Source organism: Halobacteriovorax sp. GB3, assembly GCF_028649655.1.
Lineage (GTDB): Bacteria > Bdellovibrionota > Bacteriovoracia > Bacteriovoracales > Bacteriovoracaceae > BSW11-IV.
Genome location: NZ_JAQSLN010000003.1, coordinates 583,374 through 605,917 on the forward strand (window position 1 = coordinate 583,374; position 22,544 = coordinate 605,917).

Genomic DNA, 22,544 nt, shown 5'->3' on the forward strand with positions numbered 1-22,544 from the left:
ATACAATGGCCGATACAGCACTAATCTCCATTAAAGATCTTCACTTTCGCTATAACGAGCACGAAGACATTTTGAAGTCGATTACTTTCGATGTCCTGCAAGAAGAGATGCTTGGCATAATTGGCCCAAATGGAGGGGGAAAGTCCACTCTTTTAAAATTAATTGTCGGACTAGAAAAAGTAAGCAAGGGAAAAATTACTCTTCACTCGAAGAAAATTGCCTACGTGGCCCAAACGGCCAAATTAAATACGACTTTTCCTCTGACAGTTGAAGAATATTTGAAACTCTCTCTTGATGCCCCAAATGGTAATTTAGAGTGGGCACTTGAATTTGTTAATATGAAGGCCCATGCCAAAGCTCTTGTAAGGGAACTCTCCGGAGGTCAAAAGCAAAGAGTCCAATTAGCGAAGGCCCTTGTTCAAAAACCTGAAGTTCTCATTTTAGATGAACCCACAAATGGCCTCGATAGTGACGGTCAAGATCAGCTTTTAAAACTCATTGGAGATGTAAAAAGAGATTATAAGGCCGCAGTGATTATCGTTGATCACAATATCGGACAGGTTTTAAAACACGCAGACAAAGTTCTCTGTCTTAATAGAACCTACCACTGGCATGGACACAAAGAACTTGCAAATAGGTCTATGGTTGAGTCTGTCTACCACTGTGAATTAGAGCATCTCATGATTCACGAGCAACTTGGAGCAGGTCCAGAAGTTGATCATCATGAATGCCATAAAGATCATGGCGCGCACAAGCACAATTCACACGAACAAAATAAAGAAGAGAAAGAATAATGATAGAATATCTTCAATCACTCAATGACTTCATTCAATTTGATTTCTTGCAAAGGGCATTGATTGGAACGCTTCTACTTTCACTTTGTTCAGGAATACTTTCTCCTTTTATTGTCGCAAAAAAATATGCCTTTATTGGATCGGCCGTAAGCCATTCAACTCTCCTAGGCCTCTCCTTAACCATCGGAGTTTTAGGGCTGAGCACCCCTTATGTGATCTTCCTAACTCTCTTGGCAATCACCCTCATGCTCAATCTCTTTTTGGCCTACTCAACATATAAAGATAGAATTCCAGCAGACTCTCTTATTGGAATTTTTTTCACTGCAACCATGGGACTTGGAATCATCATTCATGGACTTGTTGGAAAAAACTCTTCTGAACTTGTGAGTTACCTTTTTGGAAATATTCTACTTATCGATAATGGCGACCTTTTAATTTCAAGCTTACTCCTCATCATTGTTTCTTTAAGTATCTTTCCTCTCTTTAAAAAGTGGATCTATACGACGTTTGACCCAGAAGGAGCACAGGTTTCAGGAATCTCTACAAAGGCCTTTCACTATGGCTTTTTTCTTCTCATTACTCTTGTTATAGTAAGTGCCGTTAAACTATCAGGAACAGTTCTTATTAACACCCTGCTTATTATGCCAGGGGTCTTTGCTTTGAAAATGGGAAGAAATATAAAGAGTGTCTTTGTTTACTCTATTCTATTTTGTCTTTTCACTTCAACTTTTGGACTAAGCATAGCAAATTTTTTCGATCAACCCTCAGGTGCAACAATGACAGTGATTCAGTTTGCTGTTCTTGGAGTTTTCTATCTCTACAGAAAAGTGTCTAAAGCATAAACACCCCTATCTTTTTGACTAAGGGCCCTTACACCTCTTTAAATACTGCATGATAATAGAAAGTTATGCGTGCTCGCTTTGTACGGCCGTCTATTTCTTAGACACATCCCAATCAGATTAATGCCCTAAGCTCCTAAAATAACGTCCCTATTTTCTGGCATAGCTCTTGCTTTATACATGGCATAATACTTTGCTTGGAATAACGGGAGAAAACCATGAAAACTAAAATTCTACTACCACTTATGGCCTTAGGATTTTCATCAGTCGCATCGGCTAATATTTGTGATGCACTCTTGGAGTCTTATAAGAACAAGGGAAAATCGAGCTTCAGTGAATTAACAATTGCTGAAAAAGATAGAATTAATGAATGTACAATTCAATACCCAGAAGCGACAAAGTCTTCTACGTATAAAAAGTTTCAATCGAATGAAAATTCGCGAAACCAAGAAATTGCAGATCGCGAGCGCCAGGAACAAGAAGAGCGCGAACGAATGGCCAAGAGACAGGAAACTGTATTTGACAGTGACGAAGTCTCACAATTTGGAATTCCACTCATTGCTTTTGAACTTAAACATATGCAAACAAATAGTGACATTCCAAGACCGCACGCGAAGCTTGTGGAAAAAACAGATGCCAATGCCTTCTGTCAGCTCAAGGGCTATGACATGGCAACAGAGGCCATTGTTAAGGCCGAAATGAAAATTAACAATAGAGCATCATCAATTTCAAATGAAGCCTTTGTCATATCAAGAAAGTGGCATCAAATTAGTGAAAAGTTTCAGCCATACGCTTATGACAAATCAGAAGAATTCGATCGCAGAGACGAATTTCAAGTTCCACACGCGCTGAAATTTGAATCGATTCGCTGTATGAAGGCCGGAGATGCAAAAGATAAACTAAAAGATCAAAAAACGATCGTAAAATTTAGAGATATACTTGGAAATGAAAGAGTTCATATTACTGATGAAGAAGAAAGAGAACTTGAAACAACATTTGCCAAGTGGATGAAAGGCGAGGCCGATGATTCAAAAGAAGTCTATAATGAATCGAGAAATGGTTGTAGCAACGGAGAATTTCTTGGTGTTGATTACACAAAATGTTCATACTCTTACAATTCATGGAGTGATGAAGATCTAGATGATGAGCAACAAGAATCAGTTGAAGAAAATAGCTCAAGTGACTTCATGCCACATAGCAAATTAGAAGAAGTGAGAAAACGCTATAAGTCAGAGTCTCGATAAAAAGAATTCGAAATAAGATAATATACAAAGATTAAATACAAAAGGCCTTCAAATGAAGGCCTTTTCTTTGACCTCACTCTTCTTTTTCTCTAAAATAAAGCTAGCGAGGTTATAATTGAACTATTCCATTATCATTTTTACTCTCTTATTTTGTTCTAATGCTCTTTCTCTCACTGAAGAGGAAGTTGATTGGTCTAAAAAATTCAAACCTCACATGCTTGATCACATCAATAAAGGCTGTCCTACAAATTCTCAATGTTCCAAAGAGCTCGGACTCATCCGCTTGCAATGGGAAAACCTTTTTAAAGAAAAAAAATCTCCAAAAGAGTTTAATCGCTTCATTAAAAAAAATGGCTTCCCTCTCAAAGCATGGGTAAAGGCCAGTCATTCAAAAGATAGCAATGTCATCTCATGGCATTCACAATGTGAAACTCACAGAAAAGAAGAAATCAACATTCGCACAGCTGAAATTTTTCATAAAAAGACCTTTAAAGAGAATGTCCTCTTCCATAAAATTTTTATTGAAAAGGAAAGTGGTATTCAAAAGTATATCGTCCCAAGAAATGAGAGTCCCTTATTTCTTGACGGTGATGATCTCTACTTTACCATTGAAGAGGCCGGTAGTTATTACGGACTCAAAGTTGATAAGAACAACACTTTCAGTATAGTTCAAACAAAGAAAACGGATCACTTTGTTGAAGCGACCAATTGCTCCGAAGCACTTAAAAAGAAGTTTGTGAGTGAAATCAACGATAAGAATCTCTACATGTTTATGAATTGTCGCCTCATTTGGAATAAGAAGAAAAAGTCTTACTCGAAATATATAACGGGAAAGGCCTGCCCTTGAAAGAACTTAAAACTTGTACATTTAATCTTGAAAACTTCTTTCTTGTGCAAACGGAACACGTAGAGAATCCACTGGCCTACAAATCCTTAGACAAAATCAAGTGGATTGCCAATGTTATCGAAGAGATCGATGCAGACATTTATCTACTAACAGAAGTTGGCACCGAAGACTCTCTTCACTATTTTAATGATAAGTACTTAGACTCAAAATACCATGTCTCTGTCATTCGCGGTAACACAAACCGTGGCATCGAGATTGGCTTTCTCATTAATAAACGACTCCCCTTTCATTATTCTCATTTTACTTACAAGAATCACTCTCTTGGCTTTAAATACGAAAATACTGAAGAAGACGGGCCATTTGAAAAAATGAGTCGTGACATTGCTGAACTTCACATAAAGGACCCCAAAACGGAAGAGGTTCTTTTTATATGTTTACTCGTTCATCTCAAATCAAAACTCGATAAAGATGGAATTGATCCCGAGGGAAATTATAGAAGAGAGGCGGAGGCCAATCTTTTGGCCAAGGCCTATAAAAAATTAGAAGAGCAATTTCCAAAAGTTCCTAAGCTCATTGCAGGTGATTTTAATAATACACTTTCTGACTCAACTAATTGGGAGCTCCAGGCCTTAAGAGATCTTGAAATGAAAGACATTTTAGAACTTCTCGATCTTCCTGATCATATGAAGGCCACGCATGTCCACTTTCCCCATCAGGAGCCTGCTAAATTTTACCAATTAGACTACATTCTCCTTCATCCTCTGCTTTGGAATAGGATCAACCCAGAACAGTCGGGAGTCTATCGCTACAAAGATCAACATGGAAATCGGATGGGTCTACCAACAGAGCACTACCATCGCTATGGACTGCCATCAGACCACTATCCAGTTGTCGCAACATTTTCTTGGAAGTTGTAATCATTTTGAGATCTTATACTCCTGTATTTCTCTCAAATAATGCTAGTTTTTGCCGATAAGTTCCTTAGCTGAAGTTAAGGAGCGTTCATGAAATTTGGCGGAAAAAAACAAAAAATCATACCAATGGCCCTCTCTCTGAGCTTTTTGGCCGGTTGTGCAGGTCACTACAAGAGACCTGAGTCTATTGAAGAGAAAATGGCAAGATTTGAGCCACAAAATAGTCAAGTTAATCAAGTTCCCCTAATCAATGCGGGAAAGTATCGCCCTACGCGAAAGGCCAACCGTGCCCCAGCATCGGTGAGCGAAGATAGCAAAAAAGCAAAGAAGTTCTCAAATAAGAGACTCTATTTTCTTTCTCTTTACGAGCAGTACCAAGCGATGTCCCAATATACAGACAAGCAAAATGCGCCAAAGATTAATACGTGCCCAAATTTTCATACGTCGCTTTTAACGTATAGAGAAAATGATCACAAAAACTACACTAAAAAAGAACTTAACTTTGATATCGCAACTTTTAATAAAAATGCTACAAACGAAGAGTTCTTAGCACAAAATCCAGAATACTATCTCCCTCTCTCTACAGATAGCATTCGCCCTCGTGTCGTTGATATCATTACAAAAGATATTCCAAACCACGAGAAAAAGGCCGTAATCCAAAAAGCTCTCAATATCCATGTAGCAAAAACCTATGCCGAACTGAGTGAGTTATGCCAAACGGGCTATAGTGATAATTACTATATTTACGAGAATCTTCTTACACAAAATAAGAGACAGTCTCTCTTTTCTCGCTCAAGTAGCGGGATAAATATTCTTCTTAGAACAACCGTGTTCTCAAATATGTCTCTTGTGAAATCACTACAAAAGAAAGAAGAAAAAAGAAATTTTAGAGGGCTTGCAAGCTCAGAAGAAAAGTCCATCCTTACAGATGAACTTTTCCAAAGATTAGATGTAAATTGGAGTAAAGACTACTTTGAACAAGAGTAGTCTTACTTAAAGACGTAGAGTCTATTGCGTGATGAGAAGGCGGCAAGCCTTTCATCCGCTTGGACGAGTTCACCAAAAATGGCCGAGTACTCACTTCCAAGAGAATAAGTTTGTTCAACCTTTAATAAATCACTCTTTACGTAATAAAGTTTCTTCCCTACAGAAGAGATAGCATATCCACCTTTCCATTTTACAAGAGAACTTAAAGCTTCCTTGCTAACAGAAAGTTTTTTCTTTTCGTTATAAAATTCATCTAAAAGAACAACTTCCCCATTAGAAGTTAAAACAACTAGATTTTTTCCATCCACGTAAACTTCTCTTGAGATGCTATAAGGAAGGCGTCTAAGCACTTGTCCATATTCAGGAGAAAGAACAACAAGATCCCCAGTAATAGATCCAACAATCAAATGTCCATTAAAGAGAACCGGATCGGTGTCAACGTCGACGAACTTAGTTCCCGTCGCAATTCTCTTCTCCCAAAGAACAACACCATCCTCAGGACCAAAGGCAACGATTGATCCATCAGCAAAGCCTACAAACAACTTATTATCGATTACAACAGGTCTCGATGCTCTTTGTAGTGTTGTCAAAAAAGGAACTGAACGCTTATAGGCCCAAAGAACTTTTCCCGTCTTTGCATCTAAAGAGAAGATCTTGTGATCTCTCGTCTGTGCAAAGAGGCGTCCTTTATGAATAAATGGTCTAGTTTCCACACTGGCCCCGAGATCAACTTCATAATCGAGTTTACCTGTCATGAGATTTCTCGAGTAAAGTCTTCCTTGAACATTTCCGTATACAAGATTGTCATTGAAAACAACTGGTCTAGAAAAGTAGGCACCATTATCTTTTGTCTTCCAAACAATACGTCCATTAGATAAATTGTAAGCACTCATCGTACCGGAAGCATCACCAAGATAAAGCAACTCTCCATGTATGAGAGGAGAATTAAGTGAGATTGGTAAATTACCTGTTTCATAAACTGGATCTAAATTTTTAGTCCAAGAAACATGAAAAGCACCAAGATCATCTTTAACAGCACTTGGAGTATACTTAGCTGGAAGTTTTGAACAACCGGCCATGATTAAAAGGGCCAAAGGCCCAATGAATTTTAACATAGTAAATTCCTTACTTAAGCTTCGACAGATAAATATCAGCTAGCTTTTTGTACTCATCCTGAGCAAGGTTCTTTTTAATATAATCAAAGCTTGCACGAGCTTTTTCTTTATCACCTTTGGCCATATAAAGACGACCAAGGTCTAGGTAGATCTTTTCTTCAAGAAGCTTCAGTCCACCTTGATTAACTTTTTCAAGAGAAGCGATGGCCATATCAACTTTCCCCATATCTTCGTAAAGGGCCGCAAGACGAGTATCGATAAAGAATCTTGCCGTTGAACTTGATACATCATTAAGTTTTTCAAGGAAAGAAAGCGCCATTTCTTTTTCATTATTTTTAACAAGTTGATCTGAAAGAGAAATCGTTACAGGAGTAAGTCCAACGAATGATCCCACTTCACTAACGAGTTCTTGATAGGCCTTTGATAATTGAGCGGCATCAATTTTTTTATCTGTATAATTTTTTGCAAATGTTGTTGTAAAAGCAGCAACCTTGTCGGCCTTAACTTCATCAGACTTATTTTTTTGAATAGAGAAAATCCCATATCCAAAGATGGCAACGATGGCCAAAACGATTAAACCTACAACAAATCCTTTGTTCTTAGAGACAAAGCTTCCTAATTCAGTTTGTTGAAGTTCACCTTCAAGAGTTCCACCAGTTGTTCCCGTTGTTGCATTCACTACTCTACATCCTTGTTATAAAAACTTAGTAAGACCATAAGGGTCGATTTTCTAAAGTTAAATTTTAAAAATCTTCGTTGAAGTTGTCAAAAATACTGAGCTTCGTTATCATAATAAAGATTTAATTTTTGACGCAAGGATGCGAAACATGAAAAATACAATAATCTTTCTTTTTTCTTTTCTCGCTATTACATCAACAACACTGGCCACAGAGAGAATAGGCCGCCTAGGAGTCGGAATGACGACTCAGTTAGTCAATGATCTGCCGGCCGTTTCTTTTAAGATACAGCAATCAAAGACTTTCTCTTTTGGCGGACTCTTAAGCCTTGATTCTTCTGATACAGGGGGATGGGGAGCAGGAGTTAAGCTCTATCGCGTCATTTTTGAAGAGCCACAAACTAACTTTTACTTGGGTTTTCTTGGAGCTCTTTTAAACGACAAAAAAGATGAAAGCACTGATAAGACAGGCTTTCAATTTGACCTTACGGTGGGATCAGAATTTAGCTTCGCAGGACTTACAAGCCTTGGTCTAAGCTTTGAAACAGGAATCTCACTTAATAAGATCGATGACTTTGCTATCCAAACTGTTGGAAGTCAATTTATCATTGGATCGATACATTTCTACTTATAAGGAACCCTAGCCCTGTGAAAAAGCTCGCTGCTCTTCTATTGCTATTTTTGGCCCTTAGCTCCAACGCCCAATTTGATCCTATCAACTTTCAAGAAGATGAATTAAATATAGGTGGAGATATTTTTAGTGACTTCAACGAAGACCTAGAAAACACTCAAGTCATGGAAGATGAGCGCTTCTACAAATTTGGTCGCCTCTTCTCTTTCCAACTAGGGCTAGGACTAACTCAGTTTGGTGGTAACCGAGGACAGCTCTACGAAGACGATCATCCTTCTTATGGAATGGGGATCAATTACTTTGTCGACTTTCAAACGGCCTTCGGTATGGGATTTGAGTTTTCAAAACACCATTTTTTTATGGCCGAAGAAACACAAATACTCGATGGCGAGCCCCTAGGTTTCGTCGATGTATCATTACTTCGCGTCTTTTTAAGCTGGCGTTACTATATTGACACCTCTGACCTTGGTACGGCCCTTACCTACTCAAATCCCTATTTCATTGGAAGAATGGAGTACTGGTACACAACAACGAAGTACGTCGATCAAGAAGACCTTCCAAATGACAAGGGAGGCGGTCTTGGAGTAGGACTCGGCTTTGGTTTTGATTTCCCAATTAGAATTAGAGAGTCCTATATCAACGCAGAATTTCTCTGGCACAGAGTTAATTTCCACGATAAGTACACTGATGATTACGCCCAAGTTAATAGCGAGGGTAACCTTTCTGGTGGAGTGGCCGACCTAACTGGAGATGGATATACGATGTTTGTTTCTTATGTCTTTAACTGGTAAGAGAGGATCATTCAAGGCCCTCTCTTACAAGAACGTTTGCTTATTGCTCGTCTTCGATGCGTACTAATTTCAAAGAGTCCCTAACGACTTGCCAGTGATTCTCTTTCTTAAAAAGCTCCATCTTGATCTCAAAAACGTCCTGACAAAGACAATTTGACTCTTCTGGAAGAACAACTGCTTCGATAACGACAAAGTCTTGGTAATTTAAGATATCTGTTTTTACATTTAACACAAAAAGGTCTCTCTCATGAAGCTCACTTTTAATAAGATTATCTTTCATCATCACTTTTGAAGACTTCTCTAAGACGACACTTTTAACAGCATCGTAATCTTCACTAATTAAAGTAGAGCCAAATGAGCAAACCCCAATAAATAACAATAGTGAAGCGATAACAAATTTCATAAAGTCCCCTTGCTTATTAATAAACTCAAAATATTGGTGACTGCATTAGTACTTAAACTAAAAGTAAATTGCAAATTTGGATTAAAGAATCCATAGAACACAATGATTAAATAAACAAATCCTATCAATTTTACACTGTTCACACTTTCTGTGAAAATGTATTGATGTTTTTCACAACTTCTTTTATAAAAGGCCATGACTTTTACTGAGACCTATTCCGATCGTCCCAATTTGAAAGACCAAGTCGCCTATGATTTGGATAAAGCAATTAGTCAATTTAACGACCCTAAAAAGGGCCTGCGCATTCTTTCTTCAAAGATGCAGATTCATGAAAAAACATTAAAGCGTCTCATTCAGGGTGAAAATAAACCGGGACATCAAACGCTTTATAAAATCTATCGCGTTTTAACTGATTCAAAAAATGACTCTGAGCTACTAGATCTCGTCTCACCGATTATAAGAGATACCATCGAAAAAAAATCTTTCAAGCCCCTTGACCAAGAACTCATCTACACTCTCGATATAGAGCAAGAAATGATTCGCGACAGGGCCTTCAGTGAAATTTTCTTTCTTGCAGCTACGGGTCCGTTAACAAAAGAATTCATCACGTTTCGCTACGGAGAACACGGGCTAGAAACGTTAAAGAAAATGATCAAACTCGGCGCCATTGAAGTTCAACAAGATGGGACACTCATTCTTGGAAAGGCCAGAACCAATCTGCGAGCTGAAAGCATTAAGCAATTGTCGATTCAGATGCTTGAGCGTTTCTTAAGGCCCGAGGCCACAGATGATAATAATGAAAATCACATGGCCATCTATTGTGAAGGTTTAAATGATGAGGGTTACCAAGAGTGGATCAATATCGATGAGCAGGCCTATAAAAAGAAAATAGAAATTGCCAATAATAAAAATTATCAAGGCCACATTAGAGGAATAACATTTCAATGTGTGGACAAAATGAATCCAGGAATTAATTCATGAAAAAAACACTTCTCCTAATGGCCTTATTGATAACCAATACACTTGCCGGATTTGGCGATAGTGCCGGAGGATCGGGCAAGAGTTTAACTTGGCAACAACTTAAAAATAACGAGAAGATTATCTTTGATCTTCCTGGACATAAATTTGAAAGTTTCTGGCTCGATATAACGAAAATTTGTAACGAAGGAAATACAATACGAAGTATTGAAAAATTACCAATTCGAGAGCAACGATGGCTTGGTCGCCGTAATGATTCTTACGAGTATGTTACAGTTGGAGAGGAGTTTAAAAGGGCCCCTCTTTTCAATGATCAAGGAAAGCGTATCTTACAAGATGAATACGAAATTAAAGTCAGTAAGAAGCGCTATACAGGCTCACACAGAAATACCAGAAATGTTAGTGCCGGTCGTAAGCTATTTACAAAGAAAGCGATTCTTAAGGCATGTGAAGAGCTTGAATCACAAGACTAATTATGCAAGGGCCTGTGAATGTTCATGGGCCCTTAAAAAATACTTCACAACAATTTTAAAGAGCTCATCTTCGATTGAAGAATGTTTTACAAAGAAATAATCAGCCCCAATATCTAAGACTTCTCGTGGGGAAAGAGAGAGTTTAGAGGATAGTAAAAAGAAAATAAGATCTTCTCTTTTCTTTTTAACTTCTTTACAAAATTCGAGCCCACTCATTACAGGCATACAGATATCAGAGAGAACAAGAAATATATCTTGATTCTTTTCCAGGACATCTAAGGCTTCACGCCCATTACTTGCACTAATAACATCAACGATTCCAACGTTTCTAAGTTTATGCTTATAATATTCAAGAATCGAACGATCATCATCAACAACAAGAATTTTCATAACAAACTCCAATAAATTATCCTCTAGATAATATTTCGGCATTTTGAAAATTTAAAAGCTGAGATGGATCATGTTTTATATTGATCTGTCATTTCTTGAATAATAAAGGGAACTTACAAAGGTCGAATCCAATAAGGACTATAGAGAAAAGCCGCTCCCATAAAAAAGGAGCGGCCATAAAAAGAATTAATCAAAGTTGATTTCTTTAGCGAGCTTAGATTTTTTCATTCTCTTAGCGAGATCATTACCCGTTCTAAAGATCAAATGAATTGGTGTATTATCAAATTCGAAAGCATCACGAAGACCATTTTTAAGATAACGACGATAGCTATCAGGAATTCCCTGAGACTTATTGGTAAAGAAAAGAAAAGTAGGAGGACTCGTCTTTACCATAGACGTATACTTAACTTTAAAACGCTTCCCCTTTGCTCCCTTAGTAACAATAGGGTGTCTTTCAATGAGATCAAAAATATAGCGGTTAAGGGCCGATGTTGGAATCTGGCGCTTTCTAATGAGAACCGTTTTTTTCATGGCATTTCTAAGTTGTTTTACTCTCTTTCCATACTTTGCAGAAATAGGAATGAGATCACAGAAATAAAGCCAAGGAACATCACGGCGAAGATCTTTTAACCACTCTCTTTTTGCCTTTTCGTCTTTAAGCTCGTCTCCTAAAAGATCAATCTTATTGAGACAAACAATAACTGACTTACCTTTTTCAAGGGCAATATCGAGAAGGCGACGATCTTGGTGCCCCATTCCTTTGGTTGCATCAATCATATAGATGACAATATCAGATTCTGTAATACAACGAAGTGAGCGATAAACAGATTGCTCTTCAATGAAGCCTTTTACTGATTTTTGACGACGAATCCCCGCTGTATCGACAACGTGTAGAGAGCGCCAAAAACTTCCTTCATCGATTTCTTCATCTAGTTGTTGTGACTCAGAGTCTTGTTGCTCATCTTGCTCGTCCTGTTGTTCATCTTGTTCGCTCTCATCGCTTTCAAAGACTTGAGAGTAAAGACGATCGAGATTTTCATCATCACTTTCGGCCGAAGAGAAATCATCATCAACATAAACGTCTTCCTCAGAAAAATCTTCTTCAGAAAATTGATCGTACTCTCCTTCAAAATTATCAACAAGACCATCGAGAAGCATATCATCTTCTAAGTGGCGAATCCCATTACTCTTATCTGCGCTTTCTTCACGGTTATAAGAATTGATCATCGACTCATAGACATCTGGGTTATTTTTTCTGAAGTCTTCGTATTGCTTAAAGAGAAGTCCATCTTGTTTAAAGATATTCATATCTTCATTCAATTCCTTAGATTCCTTTCCAAAATAAAGATCAAAGTAACCTTCAATTGGATCAACAGTAGTCCCAGGAATATCGGATACAAGGGCCCTTTTTGAACCAACGAGGTGGTTAAGAAGAGTAGACTTTCCAGCATTAGGAGCACCAATGAGGGCCACACGTGAAACAACTTGTTCTCTTGGTGTAACACCTTTTTGTAAATGCCCACTAACGAGTGTCTCATTATTTGTCTGATAATTCGCAAGTTTTCCGTGAATTCTCTCACGTAACTCTTGCACTCCTAAACCGTGTGCAGAAGAGACCATAAACATATTCTCAGGGTCGAGACCGAGAGAGTAGAAGTCAACTTCATCACCCCATTGTTTATCAGAATCAAACTTGTTCACAATCAGCCAAAAGTCTTTTCTTTGTGTTCGAATATAACGAGCGATTTGTTCATCAAAAGGAAGAACACCTTCACGCACATCTACGACAAAAAGAACCAAATCAGACTCCTGAATGGCCATTTCAGCATGCTCAGTCATAATATTGAAGAATTTATCAGCATACATATCATCATTGCTGATACTTGAATCACTTCTTTTTTCTTCAATCTTTTGTGGATAGAAACCACCAGTATCAACCAGGATCGTTTCACACTCTTGTTCATTAGCAAGATCATCAAACTTGGCAATCCCATAGTGACGATCTCTCGTAACTCCTGGCATATCATGTGTGATGGCCTTATGTTGTTTTTTCAATAAACGGTTAAAGAGAGAACTCTTTCCCACGTTTGGTCTTCCAATTAAGGAAATAACCATAGATCTTTTACTCATAATCATTCACCTTTTATTTATCTTTTTCTCCAAACACGATTTGAATCTTGAGCTCTTGGAAGTCCAAGCTCTTCAAGTACAAAGTTGTTTTTAAACCACTTTGGTGAAACTTTTACGTGTAAGTTTAGATGAACTTTACCAGCGACCATGGCCTCAATTTTCTTTCTCGAACGCGTCCCGATTTCTTTAATCATTGTTCCCTTAGAACCAACAACAATGGCCCTTTGAGATGGACGGTTCACAAGGATTGTCGCAGAAATAAAGGCCGTAACACTTGGCTTTTTCCCTCTATCAAATTCATCTCTTTGTCTCATGTCTTTGTATTCATCAACAACGACAGCAACTTCATATGGAATTTCATCTTTTAAAAGTTCGAAGGCCTGCTCACGAATGTATTCCGTTGCAAAAAATCTCTCATTCTTATTTGAGATTTCTCCACCATCGTAAAGGTGTGGACCTGGTTTCGCACTATCACAAAGAGCACCTGTTAGTGCGTGCATATTATCCCCAGACTTAGATGATACAACAAAAAACTTTGTAAGCTCAGGAAGAACTTCTTTTGCTTTTTCAAAAACTTCAGCAAGAGGTAAGGCCTCAGCATTTTCGATACGATCAGATTTCGTAAAGACAATCCAAGTCTCTCCAAGTTCTCTTTGAATATTTTCTTTAAATTCTGTAATTTGAGGAAAGATCTCTTTTGATAGATCAATTAAAAGAAGATTGATATCGGCACCTTCAGTTCCCTCTCTCGCCTGTTCATTAAGCCTTTTGTTTAGTTCTTGATTCGACTTATGCAGACCCGGAGTATCAACGAGAATAACTTCCGTATGATCAACAGTGAAAACACAGTGAAATTTATTTCTCGTTGTCTGTGCTTTATTAGTAACAATACTTAAATCTAGCCCTAGAAGATAATTAATCATAGAACTTTTACCAACGTTTGGAGCTCCAAGAATAGCAACCATAATCGATTTATTATCCGGGTGTTGATGTTCAATAAGCATAGTCTTTCCTCCGATAGATGAATTAAAAATTATATAGTTTTTCTTTTAAGCATTTTTTTGCACATTGGTGCTCGGCCTCTTTCTTAGATTTCCCACTGGCCTTACAAATAACCTTATCGCAAATAACAAGTTCAATAACAAAGCCCGTTTCACTTTGATCGATCACTCGATAAAGAGGTGTCTCTGTAAACATTTTCATTGTTAATTCTTGTAATTTAGATTTTGAATCGAATTCTAAGAGCTGATCAGGACTGAAAAAATCCATATTGTATTTACTTTTAAATAGCTCACAAAGGTGACTAAAAAAGCTTTTAGCAAAACCTAGACCACCTGTTAAATAACTTGCTCCTAAAAGGGCTTCAACAATATCGGCCATGACACTTTCATTAAAATGACCTCTTTTTAGGAATTCACCCTTACCTACAAGTGCAACTTCGGACACTCCCATAAGCTCAGCAATCTTTGCGAGAGTCTTTTCATTTACTAGCGCCCCTCTCATTTTTGAAAGCTCACCCTCAGAAAAGTCGTGAATGTCACTATAAAGAGTTGTGCTAACAATGAGAGAAAGAACTGTATCACCGAGAAACTCAAGGCGCTCATAGCTTTTGTTAGCGAGAGGCTTCATTTCATGAACCAAAGATTTGTGAGTAAGTGCTTCACAAAGAAGCTCACGCTCCAACTTTTCTAAAGAGTTCTTTTGTATGAATGAATCGAGGATTTCATGCTCGAGAAGAGCTTTTTTAAAGTCTTGATAAGGAAGTGGTGCCGAAGAGCGTCCTTTATAAAAAGCATTGATACCTTGTACCCAACCAGAAAGACACTTTGCATCATCATTTTCAAATGCGTAATCTTTCACGAGTGAATTAAAGGTCATCTTATGCTCCAAAAGGGCCCACTTATATTTAACTAATTAAAATTCTTCCCTTTTCTAACACTTTCACTCTTTTGAATCAATAGATGATTAAGGTGTTGTGAAATTTTATCAAGGGCGATAATATTTTAGACAGGAATCTCTGAACTTAATCAGTTATTACCAAAAATCAGTGACTTATAAATAAGAAAGGTTCACAAATGGACAATCATTTCAATAAAGAAAATTTAAAAAACTGGCAAAACAACTTTTTCAAGCTCATGGATGCCAATGGAAAAAGTCCAAATACCATTAAAAATTACAAAACAGACTTGCAGTGCTTTAACAACTACCTTATGCACAAACAGGGGCATCTCGATATCAGTGGCTTTGAGATTTCTCATATTAAAGACTACGGAGCCTATCTAGATAATAAGTACAACTCACATAATTCAAGAAGAAGACGTGTTCAGGCACTTCGCCTTTTCTTTGATTACCTCGTTGAAAGAGGAGCCTTTAATTCTAACCCAGTGAGAAAACTTCCAACCTCTCCAAAATTTCTCGATATCCCGCGCCCAACGCCTTTTATCGATGTAAAAACACTTTGGGTTCACTTACTTGAAGAAGAGAAAAACGAGAGTGACATGGCCAAGCTCTTGGCCTTAAGAAATCAAGTGATCATGCTTCTTATCTATGGAGCAGGTCTCAAAGTGAGTGATCTTCAAAATATTACGACGGCCCAAATTTTTAAGGGAACAAGTCCAAGAGTGCTTATTCATCATCCAAAACGCGACTCTTACACAATTCCACTCCCGGCCATTACAAGTCTAGTTTTTGATCGCTACTTAGAACTACTCAATACTTTCAAAAAGAAAGATAACTTAGAATTTAATGAACTTCTTTTTAATGCGAATCCTTATAGAATCCTCTCTGGAGGACTTTCTGCACGAGGGCTTGAGATTGTTTTTGAAGAGCTTAGAAAAAAGCTTATGATAACACTCACACCCAAGTCTCTAAGACAGGCCTGTATCTTCAAATGGCTTGGGCAAGATAAGGCCGATAACCTTATCAAGGAATGGCTTGGACTAGCACCCTCTTATTCTTTAAAACTCTATAAAGAACACATGTCATCACATATCTACCACGATACATTTCTAGAAGAACTTTATAAAAATAACTTATCTAAGACGAATTAGTCGCGAAGGTCTTGGGGTCTCTGTTGTACAGGGACTCCAGTGTCTTGGTCGAGATGCCAACGATCAACAAAGAGTTCTTGACGCTCAATCTTATAAAAATCGAGATCCTTTTTTAGCTCATCTATTTGAAAGGCCAATTGGCGCTGAAGTTTTGCAAAATCTTCTTTCTTACTAATCAGCTGATCAACAGCTTTTTCTCTCTGCTTTATCAAATCATTAATTTGCTCATCATACTTAGCGGCAACTTTGACTTTTTCCTGATCAAAACTCCAAATGAAGTGATTTACTTTGTTGAGCTGGTTGAAAAAATCTTTCTTTCTTCTAAGAAGGGTCATTCGATAAAGAGAGGCTTGATCAACTCTTTTTGCAAGATCTTCAGAATCAAAAACAAGAACCGTCCCTCTTCGAAAATAAAGACTCTCCCCCCAACAAGGATTGAGATTTTCCGCATAAATTGTAAAGTAGCCATCTTCAGATGAGCGAACATGACCAACACAAGGAGTGCGATCTTTCATTGTAATCACATTAAACTCCACGCGGTCACCGGCCCTAAAAAAACGCACTGTCGAATTTTCAGAACTAATCTTCATAAGATTGGCCGTTTTATCTCTATCAGTCACTCGACCGGAGAATTTAGCATAATTTAAATCGCGATCATAAAAGGAATCGAGACCCTCTAAGCTCTCACTTGTCGCCATTTTTTCTTTGGCCACAGGCTTTCTTCTAAGACCCTCTTTTTTAGTAAATTCAGACCCTATCGCCATAGGAGCTAAACTAAATATCATCAATGTAAGTAAGATAAACTTGTGACGCATAACTTTATTATGGCCTAAGGTGAAACAAATTGTTTTGGGCGGAAAAACTTGTCTAGAGGCCTTCTCATTGCTACCTTAATCTAGTATTTCAACAAAACTTAGGAGTTATTATGGACTTTTTCCTAGATACAGGAATCATCTCAGAAATTGAAGAAGCGGCCACATGGGGAATCATTGATGGTGTAACGACAAACCCATCACTTATCGCTCAAACAGGACGCACTCAAGAAGAGGTCATCACAGATATTACTAAGATTATTGATGGTCCAATTTCAGCGGAAGTTATCTCAACAGAAAGAGAAGCGATGATTAAAGAAGGTGCAAAACTTGCTGAGATCAATGAAAATATCGTTATTAAACTTCCTCTAACAATCGATGGAATCTCTGCTTGTAAGTGGTTTTCTGACAATAATATCAACACGAACGTCACACTTTGTTTCTCGGCCAACCAGGCCCTTTTAGCTGCGAAAAATGGAGCAACTTATATTTCTCCATTCCTAGGTCGTCTTGACGATATTTCACATGATGGTGTTCAGCTCATCAACGAAATCAGACAAGTTTACGATAACTATGGATTTCAAACTCAAATCCTAGCAGCTTCAATTCGCCACCCAATGCACGTTAAAGAATGTGCTCTTATTGGTGCCGATGTTGCAACAATGCCTATCAAGGTTGTTAAACAACTTTTCAAGCATCAGCTCACTGATCAAGGACTTGAGCAATTCCTTAAAGATCACGCTAATGCGAACAAATAACCAGACTAAATAGCTCTGCTTATTATTTCTTAATATAAGGTTTCATTTCCCGATAGGAACATAGCTTTCTAAAAGGAGATGAAGCCTTGAAATCTTACCTATTCACTCTGTTAATGCTGATCGCACTAGTCTCTTGTACTGGTGGTGATGACGAGTCCCCAACAATTCAAGGTGGGCAAACTGCAGAAGTCAAAAATAAATGGCAAGACACGGCCTTCCCTCTAAGTATCGAACTATCTACAGATTTTGATTCTTTCTATGATTCTGATGACACCGTTGATGGAAAAGATCCCATTGAAAGAATGATGGCGCTTTGGAATGACTCTCATCCACAACTTACATTTTTCAATGACCCTTCAAAAGTTGTAAATTATGAACCATCTACTTCGGCCACTTACAAAGATGGTCTTATTGGAATTTATCTCTCACATAGCTGGTACGATGATTTTTCTTCAAGTGCTCTTGCTGTGACTCAATACTGGGCGACAAGCTCTGGTTTGATTATTCATGGTGATATTATTTTTAATAATAGAGACTATACGTTTTCAACTGATACGACTACAGATGGTGGCTACGATCTTGCGACAGTGGCCCTACATGAGCTAGGACATTTAATAGGACTTAAGCATACTGCTTGGTGGGAGTATCCAAGTATTATGGGTGATAGCTTAGGTGCACAAGAAGTCAAACAAGAAGTTTACGATGTCGATAAAGAAAACCTCACAGAACTCTACCCTTCGACGACGGCCTTAGCACTATCAAAGTCAATTCAAAACCTTCGAATTGAAAAACAAGATGATACTGATGAAAAAGTTTACCGCGGAGTCATTGAACTCCATCCCGATGGTACTTGCTATCACTATCTAGAAAATGAGCTCATTGAAACACATGAAACAAATCTCTAATATCAGGGCCTAAAGGCCCTTTTTACTTCATATTTCTTTCGACACAATCCTTCATACGATTTCGACCGCGAAAGAGTAGTTGCCTAAGGTGAGTGGCCTTAATATCAAGAGCATCACAAATCTCATCACTATCAAATTCCTGAACAACCTTCATCATAAAAACACTTTTTTGAAGATCAGGTAAGTGTTCGAGACATTTCTCAATGATACTCATGGCCTCCTTTCCTTCAAGCTCATCACTTGGCTCTCGAATATCCTGGGACCAATGGCCATCACTTTTAAATTGAGATTCAACGACCATTTCAATAGGATCAGTATTTTCAAACTTCATATTGGAGCGACGCTGCTCAGAAACTTTATGATAAAGAATGCCAAAGAGAAACGTACGAATATGACTTCTTTTTTCAAAGCGATCTAATATTTCAAAGAAAGTAAGCCAGCAAGAATGAGTGACATCATGTGCTTTCTCTTCGCTGAGTCCCATTCCAAGTGCCGCTTTATACAAATGTTGAGTATAGACCTTAACTAGTTTTGATACGGCCTTCTCCTCTCTTTCAAAGAGTTTCTTTAAAAATTCTTCACTTTTAAAATAGAGATAATCACCATTTTTCACTAGTACCTCTAAGCTTATAGGGCCTTCTTCAAGATTACTCTAAGAAATTGGAAATACAATTTAACTGAGAGATTCATGTTAAAATTGTATCAAGAAATAAGGCGATGGCAAACAGAGGTCTTCGAGTGCATTATGAAAATTATCTTCTTTTTTGGACTCATTTATTCAGTAGCTTCGTGGTCATTTGACCATTCCCACCAAAAATTCTCAAATGTCCTTGAAGAACATGTCCTTGTAAAAGGTACCCAATCCAAAGTGAATTATTCCAAGCTTGTGAAATCGTCTAAGGAACTTGAATCTTATTTAAACGAACTATCATCACTAAGTGAGCGAGAGTTTAAAAGTTTTACAAATGAGCAACAGCTTGCCTTCTTAATCAATGCCTACAATGCTTTTACGCTAAAGCTTGTTATCGACAACTATCCGATTCGAAGCTTAAAAGACATAGGAACCCTATTTAAGTCGCCCTGGAAAAAAACATTCTTTACTCTTTTTGGTAAAGAGAGACATCTCGATGAAATTGAACACGATATGATTCGAAAAAATTTTAATGAACCTCGAATACATTTTGCACTCGTCTGCGCTTCTATTAGCTGTCCACCACTTTCCAAAGAAGCCTACCAAGCAGACAAACTCAACGAACAACTTGATCAGCGGACATATGATTTTATCAATGATAAAAAGAGAAACCGCTTGAGTATAAAGAAAAAAAGACTCTATCTCTCAAAAATTTTTCAGTGGTATGAACAAGATTTTTTAAAAGATGGCGGCTCTATACAAGGCTTCATTAGAACATATATCGATGATACATTTGAAAGAGAAGCCCTTGATCGCGAAGACTTTAGGGTACGCTTTGAAAGATATGACTGGAGCCTCAATGATCTTGAAGAAAATTAAGCAAGCTCTGCTCTATAACCTTTTCCATAAACTGACTTAATCGCAACATTCGAGCTCTTCACTTTCTTTCTTAAAAGACTCATATGATAATTAACAACGCGATCGACACCTTCAGAATCACTCTCATTGAATAACTTATTTAACTGCGCACGCTCGACAATTGCTCCTCTCTCTTTAATAACAGCAACGAGAAGGCGAAACTCACTAGGAGTTAGATCAACTTTACTCGTTTGAATCATGACAATTTGAGAGTCCAAGTTAAGAGTCATATCACCATACTTAAGAACATGTCCGCGAGTTTCACTTTTAGCAAGAACAGAGGAAACAATCGCTCTAAACTCATTTTTATCAAATGGTTTTTCAACGTAATTGATCGCCCCCAACTTATAAGAAGTAATTTTAGATTGAACGTCTTTATTTGAAGAGAGCATGATAATTGGGATATTCTTTAACTCATCTTCACCTTGCAAGAAAGAGCAAACTTCATAGCCGCTCATATCTGGTAAAAGAATATCCAGGATGATTAGATCAGGCTTAAAAGTTTTGGCCCTAAGCAAGCCCTCTCTTCCATCTTCTGCCGTCTGAACGAGGTAATCATTTTTTAAAATTGATTCGACCAACAGGCGCATTGTTGAATTGTCTTCCACACAAAGTATTTTTTTCTGCATATACGTTTTCTTTAAGTTGTTACTATCATTAAAATTATAATGCATTTAGGTTGAGGATGAAACAGATTCCGAAGAAAATTAACAAAAAAAAGGGCCACAATAAATGCGGCCCTTTATATTTTTGGTCTTTAATTTCGAATGTGAATTTTTACTTAGTTGATTCCATGATTGCTTTGAAACCATCAAAGTCTCTTGCAGCAATTTCAGAAAGCATTTTTCTATTAAGAACACAACCTTTCGCTTTAAGTGTTCCCATGAACTTAGAATATGATGTTCCAAGTTGCTTAGACGCAGCTGAGATTCTTGTAATCCAAAGCTTACGCATATCTCTCTTTAGTAGTCTTCTACCAATGTAGCTGTAGTGTAGTGCACGCTTAACAGTTTCTGCAGTGTGCTTGTATTTCGTTCTTCTGTCGAAGTGAAAACCTTTTGCAAGTTTAAGGACTTTATTTCTTCTTCTTCTTGCCTTAAAACCTCTTCTTACTCTAGACATCTTTTTTCTCCTTTAAACGATCCTTGGGGGCCAATGGCTCTTCTTATGTCGTTTTTCCCAAGTCTCAGTCAAATAACTTCAAATTTCTTTTAACAAAAATAACCGGCTAAGCGATTAAACGTAAGGTAGACATCTCTTTACTTTTTTAAGATCAGCTTCGTGTACGTAGTCAGTTTTACCTGCTCTTTTCTTACACTTTTGGCTTTTCTTTTCAAGAATGTGTCTTAGGTTAGCTCTTTTTCTTTTAAGCTTTCCATTACCTACTGCTTTAAATCTCTTCGCAACAGCTCTTCTCGTCTTCATTTTAGGCATGTTGTACTCCTACAATATCTGCATTAAGACCAAAAATTCACTTTAATAAGCGGTTATAAATATCAATAACTCGGTGAAAAGTAAAAGGAAAAACGAAAGGTTAGCATATTTTTTAGGTCCTCAATAAAAAAAGGAGACCTAAGTCTCCTTATATCAAGAACTTAGCAAATGCTAAGGTATCGATTTTACTTTTTCGCCGGTGCTTTTGATGGTGAAAGGATTGTAATAATACGGTTCCCCATCATTTTTGGATTCGATTCAACGATCGCTCCCATCTCTTCAACGACGGCGATAATCCCTTTAAATTTTTCCATTCCTGCATCTCTGTAGGCCATTTCACGACCACGAAACTGCATTACCATTTTAATTTTATCACCCTGCTCTAAGAACTTTTCAGCTCTCTTAAGCTTAGTCTGAAGATCGTGCTCTTCGATGTTTGGACGGAATTGAATTTCTTTTAATTGCGCCTGAGCTTGCTTTTTCTTGGCCTCATTGGCCTTCTTTTGCATGTCATATTTATACTTACCGTAATCAATAACCTTAACAACAGGCGGTTTGGCCGTGGGAGAGACTTCTACTAAATCAAGTCCTTTATCTGCTGCAATTTTTCTTGCTTCATCTAAAGAAACAATACCAAAAGCTTCACCCTCATCACTAATGAGTCTACACTCTTGAATTCTAATTTGGTCGTTTACTCTTGGACCAAGGTTCTTTTTTCCCTTGCCACCACGTCTATCTCTAATAATCCACCTCCGGATAAGTTAATAAATTCAGGCCCTAATGAAATAACATGCGGCCTAAGCTTTTGAAAGTCTATTTTACCA

27 protein-coding genes are annotated in these 22,544 nt (G+C 37.7%); 14 read left to right on the forward strand and 13 right to left on the reverse strand.

Annotation, left to right across the window (positions count from 1 at the left end; genetic code table 11):
• Nucleotides 1-5: 5 nt before the first annotated feature.
• The 6 genes from HBN50_RS09055 (at nucleotide 6) to HBN50_RS09080 (ending at nucleotide 5,625) form a co-directional block, all read left to right on the forward strand.
• A complete protein-coding gene (locus HBN50_RS09055) occupies nucleotides 6-794 on the forward strand; it encodes a metal ABC transporter ATP-binding protein (protein ID WP_273869378.1) in 789 nt (262 codons plus the stop codon).
• Complete coding sequence (locus HBN50_RS09060; RefSeq protein ID WP_273869379.1) at nucleotides 794-1,636, forward strand: metal ABC transporter permease; 843 nt, start codon at nucleotides 794-796, stop codon at nucleotides 1,634-1,636. The genes HBN50_RS09055 and HBN50_RS09060 overlap by 1 nt, the downstream gene beginning before the upstream one ends.
• 215 nt (nucleotides 1,637-1,851) lie before the next feature.
• Nucleotides 1,852-2,877 carry a hypothetical protein gene (locus tag HBN50_RS09065; protein ID WP_273869381.1) on the forward strand — a complete coding sequence of 342 codons (1,026 nt, stop codon included), beginning with the start codon at nucleotides 1,852-1,854 and terminating at the stop codon, nucleotides 2,875-2,877.
• 115 nt (nucleotides 2,878-2,992) lie between these two features.
• Nucleotides 2,993-3,724: a hypothetical protein gene (locus HBN50_RS09070; protein ID WP_273869382.1), complete on the forward strand. Its 732-nt coding sequence runs from the start codon at nucleotides 2,993-2,995 to the stop codon at nucleotides 3,722-3,724.
• The gene (locus HBN50_RS09075; protein ID WP_273869383.1) at nucleotides 3,721-4,641 is read left to right on the forward strand and encodes an endonuclease/exonuclease/phosphatase family protein; all 921 of its coding nucleotides are present in this window, start codon (nucleotides 3,721-3,723) and stop codon (nucleotides 4,639-4,641) included. Before HBN50_RS09070 ends, HBN50_RS09075 begins: the two co-directional genes overlap by 4 nt.
• An 87-nt stretch (nucleotides 4,642-4,728) precedes the next feature.
• Nucleotides 4,729-5,625, forward strand: a complete 897-nt coding sequence (locus HBN50_RS09080) for a hypothetical protein (protein ID WP_273869384.1) — start codon at nucleotides 4,729-4,731, stop codon at nucleotides 5,623-5,625.
• A gap of 2 nt (nucleotides 5,626-5,627) precedes the next feature.
• Here HBN50_RS09080 and HBN50_RS09085 read toward each other — a convergent pair whose 3' ends face one another.
• Complete coding sequence (locus tag HBN50_RS09085; protein ID WP_273869385.1) at nucleotides 5,628-6,740, reverse strand: outer membrane protein assembly factor BamB family protein; 1,113 nt, start codon at nucleotides 6,738-6,740, stop codon at nucleotides 5,628-5,630.
• A 10-nt stretch (nucleotides 6,741-6,750) separates the two neighbouring features.
• On the reverse strand, nucleotides 6,751-7,419 hold the full coding sequence (locus HBN50_RS09090; protein WP_273869386.1) for a tetratricopeptide repeat protein: 669 nt from the start codon (nucleotides 7,417-7,419) through the stop codon (nucleotides 6,751-6,753).
• A 148-nt stretch (nucleotides 7,420-7,567) separates the two neighbouring features.
• Between HBN50_RS09090 and HBN50_RS09095 the strand changes: the two genes are divergently transcribed.
• Both HBN50_RS09095 and HBN50_RS09100 read left to right on the forward strand, forming a co-directional pair.
• Entirely contained in the window at nucleotides 7,568-8,050 is a 483-nt protein-coding gene (locus HBN50_RS09095) for a hypothetical protein (RefSeq protein ID WP_273869387.1), read from the forward strand.
• Between the two features lie 14 nt (nucleotides 8,051-8,064).
• The gene (locus HBN50_RS09100; RefSeq protein WP_273869388.1) at nucleotides 8,065-8,838 is read left to right on the forward strand and encodes a hypothetical protein; all 774 of its coding nucleotides are present in this window, start codon (nucleotides 8,065-8,067) and stop codon (nucleotides 8,836-8,838) included.
• A gap of 40 nt (nucleotides 8,839-8,878) precedes the next feature.
• Here HBN50_RS09100 and HBN50_RS09105 read toward each other — a convergent pair whose 3' ends face one another.
• Complete coding sequence (locus tag HBN50_RS09105; RefSeq protein WP_273869389.1) at nucleotides 8,879-9,241, reverse strand: hypothetical protein; 363 nt, start codon at nucleotides 9,239-9,241, stop codon at nucleotides 8,879-8,881.
• Between the two features lie 231 nt (nucleotides 9,242-9,472).
• Here HBN50_RS09105 and HBN50_RS09110 point away from each other — a divergent pair, with 231 nt between their 5' ends.
• A complete protein-coding gene (locus HBN50_RS09110) occupies nucleotides 9,473-10,222 on the forward strand; it encodes a hypothetical protein (RefSeq protein WP_273869390.1) in 750 nt (249 codons plus the stop codon).
• Nucleotides 10,219-10,692 (forward strand): hypothetical protein, encoded by a 474-nt coding sequence (locus HBN50_RS09115; protein WP_273869391.1) that lies wholly within the window; start codon nucleotides 10,219-10,221, stop codon nucleotides 10,690-10,692. Before HBN50_RS09110 ends, HBN50_RS09115 begins: the two co-directional genes overlap by 4 nt.
• On the opposite strand, the gene HBN50_RS09120 is transcribed toward HBN50_RS09115, so the two are convergent.
• The 4 genes from HBN50_RS09120 to rnc all read right to left on the reverse strand — a co-directional run bounded on the left by HBN50_RS09120 (nucleotide 10,693) and on the right by rnc (nucleotide 15,090).
• Nucleotides 10,693-11,082, reverse strand: coding sequence for a response regulator (locus tag HBN50_RS09120; protein ID WP_273869392.1), 390 nt, complete (start codon nucleotides 11,080-11,082; stop codon nucleotides 10,693-10,695). It lies immediately after the preceding gene.
• Nucleotides 11,083-11,268: 186 nt separating this feature from the next.
• On the reverse strand, nucleotides 11,269-13,212 hold the full coding sequence (locus HBN50_RS09125) for a ribosome biogenesis GTPase Der (protein ID WP_273869393.1): 1,944 nt from the start codon (nucleotides 13,210-13,212) through the stop codon (nucleotides 11,269-11,271).
• Nucleotides 13,213-13,229: 17 nt separating this feature from the next.
• Nucleotides 13,230-14,216, reverse strand: a complete 987-nt coding sequence (gene era, locus HBN50_RS09130) for a GTPase Era (protein WP_273869394.1) — start codon at nucleotides 14,214-14,216, stop codon at nucleotides 13,230-13,232.
• 22 nt (nucleotides 14,217-14,238) lie between these two features.
• Nucleotides 14,239-15,090 carry a ribonuclease III gene (gene rnc / locus HBN50_RS09135; RefSeq protein WP_273869396.1) on the reverse strand — a complete coding sequence of 284 codons (852 nt, stop codon included), beginning with the start codon at nucleotides 15,088-15,090 and terminating at the stop codon, nucleotides 14,239-14,241.
• 197 nt (nucleotides 15,091-15,287) lie between these two features.
• Between rnc and HBN50_RS09140 the strand changes: the two genes are divergently transcribed.
• Nucleotides 15,288-16,262 carry a tyrosine-type recombinase/integrase gene (locus HBN50_RS09140; RefSeq protein ID WP_273869397.1) on the forward strand — a complete coding sequence of 325 codons (975 nt, stop codon included), beginning with the start codon at nucleotides 15,288-15,290 and terminating at the stop codon, nucleotides 16,260-16,262.
• Here HBN50_RS09140 and HBN50_RS09145 read toward each other — a convergent pair.
• A complete protein-coding gene (locus HBN50_RS09145; RefSeq protein WP_273869398.1) occupies nucleotides 16,259-17,077 on the reverse strand; it encodes a hypothetical protein in 819 nt (272 codons plus the stop codon). The two genes, HBN50_RS09140 and HBN50_RS09145, sit on opposite strands and share 4 nt — an antisense overlap.
• Before the next feature lie 110 nt (nucleotides 17,078-17,187).
• Between HBN50_RS09145 and fsa the strand changes: the two genes are divergently transcribed.
• Both fsa and HBN50_RS09155 read left to right on the forward strand, forming a co-directional pair.
• Nucleotides 17,188-17,832, forward strand: coding sequence for a fructose-6-phosphate aldolase (fsa, locus tag HBN50_RS09150; RefSeq protein ID WP_273869399.1), 645 nt, complete (start codon nucleotides 17,188-17,190; stop codon nucleotides 17,830-17,832).
• An 86-nt stretch (nucleotides 17,833-17,918) separates the two neighbouring features.
• A complete protein-coding gene (locus HBN50_RS09155; protein WP_273869400.1) occupies nucleotides 17,919-18,737 on the forward strand; it encodes a matrixin family metalloprotease in 819 nt (272 codons plus the stop codon).
• A gap of 22 nt (nucleotides 18,738-18,759) precedes the next feature.
• Here HBN50_RS09155 and HBN50_RS09160 read toward each other — a convergent pair whose 3' ends face one another.
• Nucleotides 18,760-19,350 (reverse strand): sigma-70 family RNA polymerase sigma factor, encoded by a 591-nt coding sequence (locus tag HBN50_RS09160; RefSeq protein WP_273869401.1) that lies wholly within the window; start codon nucleotides 19,348-19,350, stop codon nucleotides 18,760-18,762.
• A gap of 132 nt (nucleotides 19,351-19,482) precedes the next feature.
• Between HBN50_RS09160 and HBN50_RS09165 the strand changes: the two genes are divergently transcribed.
• The gene (locus HBN50_RS09165; RefSeq protein ID WP_273869402.1) at nucleotides 19,483-20,247 is read left to right on the forward strand and encodes a DUF547 domain-containing protein; all 765 of its coding nucleotides are present in this window, start codon (nucleotides 19,483-19,485) and stop codon (nucleotides 20,245-20,247) included.
• Here HBN50_RS09165 and HBN50_RS09170 read toward each other — a convergent pair.
• The 4 genes from HBN50_RS09170 to infC form a co-directional block, all read right to left on the reverse strand.
• A complete protein-coding gene (locus tag HBN50_RS09170) occupies nucleotides 20,244-20,915 on the reverse strand; it encodes a response regulator transcription factor (protein WP_273869404.1) in 672 nt (223 codons plus the stop codon). The two genes, HBN50_RS09165 and HBN50_RS09170, sit on opposite strands and share 4 nt — an antisense overlap.
• Before the next feature lie 148 nt (nucleotides 20,916-21,063).
• Nucleotides 21,064-21,408: a 50S ribosomal protein L20 gene (rplT, locus tag HBN50_RS09175; RefSeq protein WP_273869406.1), complete on the reverse strand. Its 345-nt coding sequence runs from the start codon at nucleotides 21,406-21,408 to the stop codon at nucleotides 21,064-21,066.
• Nucleotides 21,409-21,522: 114 nt separating this feature from the next.
• Entirely contained in the window at nucleotides 21,523-21,720 is a 198-nt protein-coding gene (rpmI, locus tag HBN50_RS09180) for a 50S ribosomal protein L35 (protein ID WP_273869407.1), read from the reverse strand.
• A gap of 185 nt (nucleotides 21,721-21,905) precedes the next feature.
• A complete protein-coding gene (gene infC, locus HBN50_RS09185) occupies nucleotides 21,906-22,478 on the reverse strand; it encodes a translation initiation factor IF-3 (RefSeq protein ID WP_337961807.1) in 573 nt (190 codons plus the stop codon).
• Between the last annotated feature and the right edge of the window lie 66 nt (nucleotides 22,479-22,544).